The 9,778-nt window shown below is 64.2% G+C and carries 10 protein-coding genes; 3 read left to right on the top strand and 7 right to left on the bottom strand.

Annotated elements, in window-relative coordinates; all coding sequences use genetic code 11:
• The 3 genes from AC1DT2_RS09865 to pilV form a co-directional block, all read right to left on the bottom strand.
• Positions 1-541, bottom strand: a 541-nt coding sequence (locus tag AC1DT2_RS09865) for a pilus assembly PilX family protein (protein ID WP_477296056.1), incomplete at its 3' end; no start/stop codon positions are given.
• Complete coding sequence (locus tag AC1DT2_RS09870) at positions 538-1,851, bottom strand: PilW family protein (protein WP_477296057.1); 1,314 nt, start codon at positions 1,849-1,851, stop codon at positions 538-540. The genes AC1DT2_RS09865 and AC1DT2_RS09870, both read right to left, overlap by 4 nt.
• Positions 1,848-2,366, bottom strand: coding sequence for a type IV pilus modification protein PilV (pilV, locus tag AC1DT2_RS09875; protein WP_477296058.1), 519 nt, complete (start codon positions 2,364-2,366; stop codon positions 1,848-1,850). Before pilV ends, AC1DT2_RS09870 begins: the two co-directional genes overlap by 4 nt.
• Positions 2,367-2,687: 321 nt before the next feature.
• On the opposite strand from pilV, the gene AC1DT2_RS09880 reads away from it, so the two are divergent.
• Positions 2,688-3,461: an alpha/beta fold hydrolase gene (locus tag AC1DT2_RS09880; protein WP_477296059.1), complete on the top strand. Its 774-nt coding sequence runs from the start codon at positions 2,688-2,690 to the stop codon at positions 3,459-3,461.
• Between the two features lie 58 nt (positions 3,462-3,519).
• Here the strand turns inward: AC1DT2_RS09880 and AC1DT2_RS09885 are convergent, their stop codons facing one another.
• Genes AC1DT2_RS09885 through AC1DT2_RS09900 form a run of 4 tightly spaced genes read right to left on the bottom strand, consistent with a single transcriptional unit; the run spans position 3,520 to position 8,461 of the window.
• Positions 3,520-4,470 carry an aldo/keto reductase gene (locus tag AC1DT2_RS09885; RefSeq protein ID WP_477296060.1) on the bottom strand — a complete coding sequence of 317 codons (951 nt, stop codon included), beginning with the start codon at positions 4,468-4,470 and terminating at the stop codon, positions 3,520-3,522.
• Positions 4,467-5,936, bottom strand: a complete 1,470-nt coding sequence (locus tag AC1DT2_RS09890) for an efflux transporter outer membrane subunit (protein WP_477296061.1) — start codon at positions 5,934-5,936, stop codon at positions 4,467-4,469. The genes AC1DT2_RS09885 and AC1DT2_RS09890 overlap by 4 nt, the downstream gene beginning before the upstream one ends.
• 15 nt (positions 5,937-5,951) lie before the next feature.
• Entirely contained in the window at positions 5,952-7,448 is a 1,497-nt protein-coding gene (locus tag AC1DT2_RS09895; RefSeq protein WP_477296062.1) for a DHA2 family efflux MFS transporter permease subunit, read from the bottom strand.
• Entirely contained in the window at positions 7,445-8,461 is a 1,017-nt protein-coding gene (locus AC1DT2_RS09900; protein ID WP_477296063.1) for an HlyD family secretion protein, read from the bottom strand. The genes AC1DT2_RS09895 and AC1DT2_RS09900 overlap by 4 nt, the downstream gene beginning before the upstream one ends.
• A gap of 106 nt (positions 8,462-8,567) precedes the next feature.
• Here AC1DT2_RS09900 and AC1DT2_RS09905 point away from each other — a divergent pair, with 106 nt between their 5' ends.
• Positions 8,568-9,179 carry a TetR/AcrR family transcriptional regulator gene (locus AC1DT2_RS09905; RefSeq protein ID WP_213949072.1) on the top strand — a complete coding sequence of 204 codons (612 nt, stop codon included), beginning with the start codon at positions 8,568-8,570 and terminating at the stop codon, positions 9,177-9,179.
• Positions 9,180-9,187: 8 nt separating this feature from the next.
• The gene (mug, locus tag AC1DT2_RS09910; protein ID WP_477296064.1) at positions 9,188-9,694 is read left to right on the top strand and encodes a G/U mismatch-specific DNA glycosylase; all 507 of its coding nucleotides are present in this window, start codon (positions 9,188-9,190) and stop codon (positions 9,692-9,694) included.
• Positions 9,695-9,778: the final 84 nt, after the last annotated feature.

The following is a 9,778-nucleotide window of genomic DNA, read 5'->3' on the forward strand; positions in this document are numbered from 1 at the left end:
CCGCAACGCGGATCGTGTTCGGACTGCCGCCCGACGCTCGCGCCGTGATCCGGTACAGATAGAACTTGGCCGTTCCCGAACCGCTCGAGCCGGCTTCGGTCGCGGCGCTCGTGCCGCTTCCCGGCGGCAGGTCCTGACCGAGGAACTCGACGATGTACCACGGGTTGTGTGCCATGACGGCAGTAGACAGCGCTGCGTCCGCGGAAGCGGTGGTGTAGTCGATGGCGACGCCGGAGCCCTTGTATTCGGTGGCGCCATCGGTGAGCCACACCGACGACCGGCGGAACGCGGTGACCTTGGCACTGATCGTGGACGGGTTACTCGAGTTGTAACAGCCGATACCGGCGTTTCCGCTGAAAAGATTCCACTCCACGCCACGCAGGGCGTTCTCCGCCGACCACTCCGCCTGCTGCGCGTTGCGCATCGCTCCCGCCATGCGTTCCTGCAGGAGTGACCGTCCCGAGGTACTGATGGCGAGAATCGTCAACAGCAGAAGGAAGACCATCGCCAGGACCAGGACAACGCCGCGTTGCGCGTTCATGGGTTGTAGTTCCGGATGGAGACCACCGCCGTGAACTCGCGACGGAGCATGTGATTGTCGAAGCCTTGCTGGCTCGGCATCACGGCACGGCTGGTGTTGTCAGGCGCGGACAGGCCGACGACGCCGGTGTCCGGGTAGTACTGATATTGAAGTTCGGGTGCCCGCAGCGCGAAGAGGGGTACCTGGCCATCCATGAGTATGTGCACCTCAATGCTCTTTACCGAACGCCACAGGCAACCTGGGTCGGTGCCGGTGACGGCGACCGTGGACGAGGGGCACACCGTGGCGCTGTCGATGTCCGCGGCGGTGCGATAGCTGGTGTTGCCCGCCGCGTCCATGACGCCGTAGAGAAAGTCGAGCCGCTCGATGCCCCGCACCACCTCGCCACTGACGCCGTTGACCCGGCGAATCAGCGCACCGGTCTTGTGACCGTTGTTGTCGTCGACCACCTGCAGGTAATACGACACCGTCTGGAAGTCGCGAGTGAAGTCGAAGAGCTTGGGGGTCACCCCTGAGGGCCTGGCGACAGCGCTGTAGTTGGACCCGGGCGTAAACGTCTTACCCGATGCCGTCGCTGAGAACACCTGCGCCGAGTTGCAGTCCGCGAGCATCATCAGGTCGCCCTTGGTGACGTTCGTCAGCGGTGGCTCCCCGGGCTGCGGGACGACCGTGAGACTGGCGACCGTGGTGCCACTGAGTGCGATGGTGCTGTTGATGCCATCCAGCACCCAGCCACGTGCGCCATCCAGGTAGCGCAGGGTGAGCACGCTGCTGCCTGGCACGCGGTTACCCAGGGTGGTTCCTTGTTGGGGGATTCCCACGCCCTTGGGGTCGGCGGGATCCACGGGAGTGCATGCCGACACGGTGCAGTCGTATCCGCGCAGCGACACGAAGGAAGGCATGGTGAAGGCCGCCAGGGGTGACGCCGGATAGGTGTTCCCCCCACTCGTCGCGCCCCACGCGGTCGTGTTGTCGTTGAGTGCCGCCTGGAAGACGGCGCCGGAGACCAGCACCTTGGGTGCGCGCAGGTAGCGGTCCAGTGACACGACCCCGTTGGAGAGGGTGGACGACTGGCCACCCATGTTCGAGCAGTACTGGGCGTTGGTCATGCGCAGATCGGTCGTCAATGCCGTCATGGCGAAGCGGCCTTCTTCCTGCAGCTTCGCCAGTTGCGTCTGGACCAGGCTGCTGGTCGATGTCGCAAGAAAAGCGCTGACGATGCCGCCGGCGACGATCACGCCCAGGGCCATGGCGACCATCAGTTCGACGAGCGTGAAGCCACGGACGGCGCGGGTGTCGGCGACGGTCATGGCTGGAAGTTCCATACGTAGGATCGTGTGGCGACCGCCTGATGCGTGCTGTCGCCGGCGGCTCGCTCGGTCCAGTTGATCTGCATGACGCAGTTGCCGGCATAAGGCGGCCGGACGAGCAGTTGGGTGGCGTCGGGCGTGGCGCCATTAGTGCAGGCAATGGAAGCGGTCGCGTTAGGCAGGAAAGCCGTGAGCTGGCTACTCCATAGGTACTGGTCGCGCAGTGCGAGCTTCGCCGGGGTGCAGGCACTCGCTTTCGTGCACGCCTGGGTGCCGGTAAGCGGATATTTCGTGGAGTTGTAACCGCCCGCCCAGACGCCAAGCGGGTTCGCACGCATACGATCGGCCATGCCCATGGCGATGAACTCGGCCTGGGTCCGTTGATAACCGACCTGATTCGAGCGCAGCGAGGTGATCAGCAGCCCAGCGAGGCCAATGAGACCGACACTGAACACCAGTACCGCCATCATGACCTCGATCAAAGACACGCCTCTGACATGTCTCGCCGAAGCCATAAGAATCCTCAATGCATAAACGCCACTCAGGTATAGGCCGCAGCGCGCCGCCCCTATACGTCGTTTCGGTAGGGTATATGTATTACCGGCAAAAAGTTCCGTAATAACCTGATTTTTATCATTTTCTTTATGCGTTTTTGCATGAAATCTCACGAGTGTGCACGGCACGCGAAAGTAATCACGAACAGGGCGATTCCGGGCAAGCCAGCCAAACCCGACAGGTGCTGAAATTGGATAGCACGATATTTCACCGTGCACGACTGAAATGAAACGTCGGCTCGCCCGGTTTACTGGGCACTACCAACGCACAAGGAGCTCCACATGTTCCGTTCCCTGATCCGCACGGCCCTGTTCGCGGCCATCGCCATCAGCCCGGCTGCCTTCGCTGCCGACAAGCCGACSATCGTSCTGGTSCACGGCGCRTTCGCYGAKTCGTCSAGCTGGAACGGCGTGATCGGCCAGCTGCACAAGGACGGCTACACCGTCGTCGCCGCACCCAACGAACTGCGCAGCGTGAAGACGGACGCCGCCGAGGTGGCCACCCTCGTCGCCAGCATCAAGACACCTGTCGTCCTCGTGGGTCACTCCTACGGTGGCTCGGTGATCAGCGAAGCCGCGGAAGGCCATGACAACGTCAAGGCGCTGGTCTATGTCTCGGCGTTCTCGCCGGAAGCCGGCGAAACCGCCGCAGGCCTCTCGGGCAAGTTCCCCGGTAGCACGCTTGGCCCGACCCTCGCGCCGCCGGTGCCGCTGTCGACGGGTGGCAACGACCTATACATCCAGCAGGACAAGTTCCCGTCGCAGTTCGCCGCCGACGTACCGGCGAAGGACGCCGCGCTCATGGCCGCCGGTCAGCGTCCGATCACCGACGCCGCGTTGAACGAAGCGGAGACCACGCCCGCCTGGACGCACGTACCGTCGTGGCACATCTACGGCGACGCGGACAAGAACATTCCGCCGAAGGTGTTGGCATGGATGGCCGATCGCGCGAAGTCGAAGAAGACCGTCGTGATCAAGGGCGCCTCGCACGTCGTGATGGTGTCGCACCCGACGGACGTCGTGAAGCTGATCGAAGCGGCCGCCAAGGGCGACTAATTCGCGAGATCAGCTACGGCGCGCCTTATCATCGGGCGCGTCGTAGCTGTGCGCCGGCTTATTTGCGGTTGTCCCGGGGGATGAAGCCGGGGAGGCCGGTGTGGACGACGTCGTTGAGGCGGATGTTGGTGGTGGTGATGCCGTCGCGGATTTCCTGAAGTGCTTCGGGGGGCAAAGGGGATATCTCGAAGTTCTCGCGGATGTGTGCGGGATTGGTCGATGTGGTGAGGAAGGCGGTGCCGCGTTGCAGTGCCCAGGCGAGAGCGACGTGCGCAGGCGTTTCGCCAATGCGCTTGCCAATCGCCTTCAGCACGGGGTCGTTGTGAATGCTCGGCTCCATGCCGTGACCGAGCGGTGCGAACGCAAGCAGCACGATGCCGTTCGCTTTGCAGAATTCGAGCAGCTCCCACTCGGGAAGATACGGATGCGACTCGACCTGCACGATCGCGGGTTTGATGCGCGCGTTGGCGACGATCTCCTTTACCGCGTCCAGCTTGACGTCGGAGAGGCCAATGGCCCGCGTCAGGCCTTCATCGACGAGGTTCTCCATCGCCCGCCAGGTATCCAGCAGGGTGATGCCCTTGTCGTACAGCGGGCCGCCATCGGCATCTTTCGGGTACTGGTCGTCGCCGGGGGCGAACGCGAACGGCGTGTGGATCAGATAGGCATCGGCGTAGTCGACCCGCAAGCGCCGCAGGCTCGCCTCGAGCGCGGGCTTGACGCGCTCCGGTCGATGATTGTTGTTCCACAGCTTCGTCGTCACGAAGAGGTCTTCGCGTCGAACAACGCCGTTGTCGATCGCTTCCTTGATCACATCGCCGACGATGTCTTCATTGCGATACGCCTCGGCGGCGTCGAGATGGAGGAACCCCACCTCGAGCGCGGTCTTGATGGCGGCACGTCCCTTTTCGCGGTCGGGAATCAGTGTACCGAAACCGACGGCCGGGATGGCCCCCGTGCCGTGAGCGAGGGGAATGCGGGTATGACGAAAGGTATCAAGGGCACTCATGGTTTTCCTCCGTTAGTGGGTTCACCCGCCATCGCTTGCTCGTCACGGTACGCCGCCCTGCGCTGGAATGCTTCGTCGGAATTGCCGCCAAGTGCGATGGATAGCTGTACGTTGTCCTGGTACTGCACGGTCTTCGCCTGGATCTGCCCGATCAGGGCGCGCTGATAGGAGCGCTCGGCGTCGATGACCTGCAGCACACCTGTCTCGCCGGCCTTGTAGCCCTCGCGATTCAACCGCAGGCTGAGTTCGGCAGACGCGAGCGCACGATCCTGCGCCGCATATTCCTCGCTGTCGTGATTGACGGCCTGTAGTACGTCGGCCACCTGCCCCAACGACGTCACTACGGTCTGCTGATACGTCGCGAGCGCTGCCTTGTACCCATCGACCGCACCACGCTGGTTTGCCTTCAGCGTTCCGCCATTGAAGATCGGTGCCGTCAGGCCGGCAGCGAGACCCCACAGCGTGCCAATGCCGGGCGCAGGGCCCACGCGAGTGAGTGATCCGGAGAGATTCAGATGCGGATACATGTCGGCGGTCGCTACGCCAATGGCGGCGCTGGCGGCATGCAACTGCGACTCGGCCTCGAGAATGTCCGGGCGATCATGCGCGAGATCCGAAGGCAACGTCACAGGCAATTGGGCGGGAAGCGCGAAGTCAGTGAGATCGAAGTCCGGCGGCGTCCAGTCTGCCGGGCCCTTGCCGGCAAGGACGGAGAGCGCGTGTGCCGCCGTGTCGCGTTGTTGCGCAAGCGGGGGGAGCAGTGTTTCGTCCTGTGCGAGTTGCGTCGTCGCCGTCGCGACGTCGACCTGCGTGGCACTGCCGTAGCGATGGGCTGTCTGCACGAGCTCGAGATTTTTGCGGTCGTTGGCGAGGAGGCTCTCCACGGCAGCGATCTGCGCGCGTGCCGAGGCCAGCGAAAGGGCTTGGGTCGCGACGTCCCCGGTGACGGTCAGGTAGGCCGCGTCGAAGCGATGCCTCTGCGATTCTGCGAGCGCAGCCTGTTCTTCGACGCGGCGCTTCGTACCACCGAACAGATCGAGGTCGAAACTCACGCGCGGTCCCACCGCGTAGAAATTCGACGTACCGAAGCCACTGGCACCGGCCGCGCGCTCGCGTCCAACCTGCGCACCGAAATCGACCTGCGGGCTCAACGCACCGCGGACGGAAGTCACGGCCTCGTTAGCCTGCGCGATGGTGGCATCCGCCGCTTCCAGGCCCAGATTGCCGTCGATCGCCTTGTGCATCACCAGGTCGAGCTTCGATGAACCGAGCGACGACCACCAGTCACCGTCGATCTTCCTGTCGAAGTCGATGTGCTGCGCGCCCGTGCCGGCAAGCGCGTGCTCCGCCTGGATGTCGTAGTGCTTCGACGCGGGTGCCGCGGGCTTTTCGAAATCCGGCCCGACCATGCAGCCGGCGAGCAGCGCGAACGTAGAGGCGGCGAGTACCGTTTTGACGAGTTTCATGGGCGACTCCGAGAGTCAGTTGACCAGGCGCGGTTTGCGAAGGAAGAGAACGAGGGGACTTACGACGAGCATGGCGATCATCAGGAGCTTGAACTGGCCGATCATGGCGACCATCGCTGCCTGGCCGGTCACCAACTCGTTGATCTGCGCAAGATGGGAACCCGACAACGCGCCGGTCGCGTCAGCGACGGGGCCATAAGGCCGCAGGTGCTTCGCAAGCGAAAGATGCACGGCTTGCGTATTGTTGTAGAAGTAGGTCTGCACGATCGAGATACCGATGGTGCTTCCGTAGAGGCGCGCCAGATTGAAGAAGGCGGTGCCCTGCGAGCRCAACGTCGGGCTGAGGGTACTGAAGGCCGTGCGGGTGAGTGCGGGCATGAGCACGCCGAGGCCCGCGCCTTGCAACATGCCGGCGATCACCACGGGCCAGCGATCCATCAGCGGCGAGTAGCCGAGCATCCGCCAGTTGCCGTAGACGACAAGAGCCATGCCGGCGACGATGAACAGGCGGTTGTCGAGACGCTTCGGTACGCGCCAGGTGAGCAGCAACGCGCCGATCAGAGCCGCGCCGCGCGGGATTGCGAGAAAGCCCGCCGTATCAGCTGGGTAGCCGAGCAACTCTTCGAGCATCGGCGAGGTGAGCGCCAGCGTCGGCAACAGGACGAAGCCGAACACGAAGTACAACGCGGCCGACACCGTGAAGTTACGATCCTTGAACATGGCCCGGTTGAGGAAGTGCTCTTCCTGGGTCATCACGTGCACGATGTACAGATAGAAGCCCAGCACGGCGACGATCGCCTCGATCCAGATTTCCGGCGAGCAGAACCATTCGAGCCGCTCGCCGCGATCGAGGAACATCTGTAGGCCGGCGATACCGGACGAGAACGTCACGAAGCCGAAAAAGTCGAAGCGCGCGCTGCTCGCGGCTTTCTTCTCACGAAGGAACAGGCCCATCGCCGCAAGGATCAGCACAGCGACCGGCAAGCTCACATAGAAAATGCTGTGCCATCCGTAGTACTCGCTCAGGTACCCGCCGATGGCCGGGCCACTCAGAATGCCGAGCAGCGCGGCCACCGCCCAGACGATGCCGATATGGCCGTGACGTAGCGGCGGCAGCTCGTCCAGCAGGATCGCCATGGACAGTGGCGCAAGCGTGGCGCTGGCCGCACCTTGAAGGACGCGGGCCGCGACGAACTGCAGGGGCGTGGTGGCCATCGTGTCCAGCAGCAGGGCGACCGTGAAGAGCGCCATCGACACTTGGAAGATCGTCTTTCGGCCGAACCGTCCCGCCAGCCAATGCGTCATCGGCATGACGATCGCGCTGGCCGCGATGTACGACGAGAAGATCCAGCCGACCTCGTCGTCGGTCATGGAAAGGCCGCCCTGGATGTGCAGTAGGGCCGCGTTCGGCATCGAGATGTTGACCGCCGACATGAACGTGGCGATGAGGCCCGCCACAATGAGCATGCGGTGCGCGCCCGGCGTGCTGTGCGGAGCGACGAGGGTGTTCATGGGGCTTTCGAGGCGCTGCGCGTGTCCACCTTCGCGGTGACACTGATGCCGGAGTACAGCGGCCACTTTGGATCGATGGCGTCGAGTTCGAGCCGCACCGGCAGACGTTGCACCACCTTGACCCAGTTGCCCGTGGCGTTCTCGGGGGGCAACACAGCGAACTCGGAACCCGTGCCCGGGCTCATGCTGACGATGTGCGCCTTGAAGGGATGCCCTGGATACGCGTCGACCTCCACGGTGGCTCGCTGGCCGGTACGCATGTCGGTGAGCCCTGTTTCGCGGAAGTTCGCTTCGATCCAGACATCACGCGTCGACATCATCGAGAACACGGTCGTGCCGCCGTTGACGAAGTCGCCCACCTGGAGGTCGTCGACGCGCGTCACGATGCCGTCGTCGGGCGCGACGACATCGGCGTAGGAGAGGTCCAGCCTTGCGCGGTCCAGCTGCGCCCTGGCTTCGAGCACCGTCGGGTGCTTGTTGACGTCGATGTCCGGATCGCCGTTCAGGCCGGCGATCGTATTGGACACCGCCTGCTGGGCCGAGGCGATGTGCTGCCGCGCCACTCTCACGTCCGTGTCCGCCCGCTCGAAGGACGCGCGCGAGGCGAAATCGGAGGCGAGCAATGCCTTCTTGCGCTCGTATTCCTTCCCGTCGAAATCGGCGGAGTCCCTGGCCGATTGCACCTCCGCCAACTGCTGGCGGTATGTGGCCTTGAGCGCCTCGATCTGGAGGCGCGCACTGCCAAGGCGAGCTTCGGCCTGCTCGACGGCAATCCGGTAAGGCTCCGGGTCGACGCGGAACAGTAGCTGGCCCTTGTGGACACGCTGGTTGTCGTGAACGGCGATATCGACCACCTGGCCCGAAACGCGGGCGTTGATCGAATCCCTGGCCGAACGAACGAAGGCGTCGTCAGTCTCGACGTCGCCCTGTCCGCCGAGGAACCGGGCGCCGCCCACCCCGATCATCAGGAGGGGGAGAGCGGCCATGAGGGACCAGCGCAGCTTGCTGTTCATACGATGCGACTACCGGTGAGGTCAGGGGAATTGAATTTTGTACCGGTTCGTATAATATGTTTGGGCAAGCCCGACTTCAAGGGTTTTTATGCACGGTGGTACAAAAATGGAAAAGACCGAGAAACGTCCGCGCGGGCGCCCCCGCGCCTACGAGCCGGACGTGGCCCTGCGCCGCGCCGCCGACGCCTTCTGGAAAACCGGCTATGCCGGCACCTCGCTGGACGACCTTTCGGCCGCGACCGGCATGAACCGGCCGAGCCTTCGCGCCGCCTTCGGCGACAAGCACACGATTTACCTGCGCGCCCTGGCCGATTACTGGGGCATCAAGTTCGCCGTCATGGGCGTGGCGCTGGCCGGCCCTGGCACCCTGACCGAGGTCCTCATGCGGGTTTACGACGCCGCGCTGGACATCTATTTCTCCGGTGACGAGCATGTGCGCGGTTGCTTCGTCGTAGGCACGGCCATTACCGAGGCGCTGGGCGATCCGGAAATCCAGGACGTGGTCACGGGCGGCTTTCGCAAGCTCGATGCCGACTTCGAGACGCGGCTGCGCGAGGCCCGCGACGCTGGCGAGCTGAAGAAGGACGCCGATCTCGAGGCACTCGCCATGCTTGTCTCCGCGACGATGCATACCATCGCGATTCGCGCCCGCGCAGGCAGCTCCCGTGCGGAGCTGCGAAAGCTCGCGCAAAAGGCGGTCGGCGTGATCGCCGGATGAGTAGCGGCTTGCCCGACATCATCGCCGGGCAGCTCTCGGTGCTGTTCTGCGGCATCAACCCCGGCTTGGCGGCCGCGGCGTCCGGTCATCACTTCGAAGGGCGTGCGAACCGGTTCTGGCGCGTGATGCACCTTGCCGGCTTCACGCCTGAAGAACTGCGGCCCGAAGAGGATCGCCGCATCCTCGTCTACGGATACGGCCTGACGACCGTGGTCGATCGGCCGACCGCGGCCGCCGACGAGCTTTCGAAGCAGGACTTCGTCGACGCTGCCGCCGGCTTCGACGCAAAGGTCGCGACCTATGCGCCGCGCTTCGTTGCGTTCCTGGGCAAGGCGGCCTACGCCGCGCTCACCGGGACGCGAGAGATTTCGTGGGGACGGCAGCCGGTCGCGCTGAAGGGCTCCGTCGCCTGGGTGCTGCCCAATCCCAGCGGCAGGAACCTTGCGTTCTCACTGGAGCGGCTCGTCGAGACTTACACCGAGCTGCGCCTCGCGGCTGCGAGACCGCCCCCGTAGGAGCCGATTCATCGGCGATCCCGCGGCAGCGGGCAAGGGTGAGGCGAGCACCCTATCGCCGATGAATCGGCTCCTACCGAGCAG

The organism is Luteibacter sp. P4_E6, assembly GCF_056401535.1.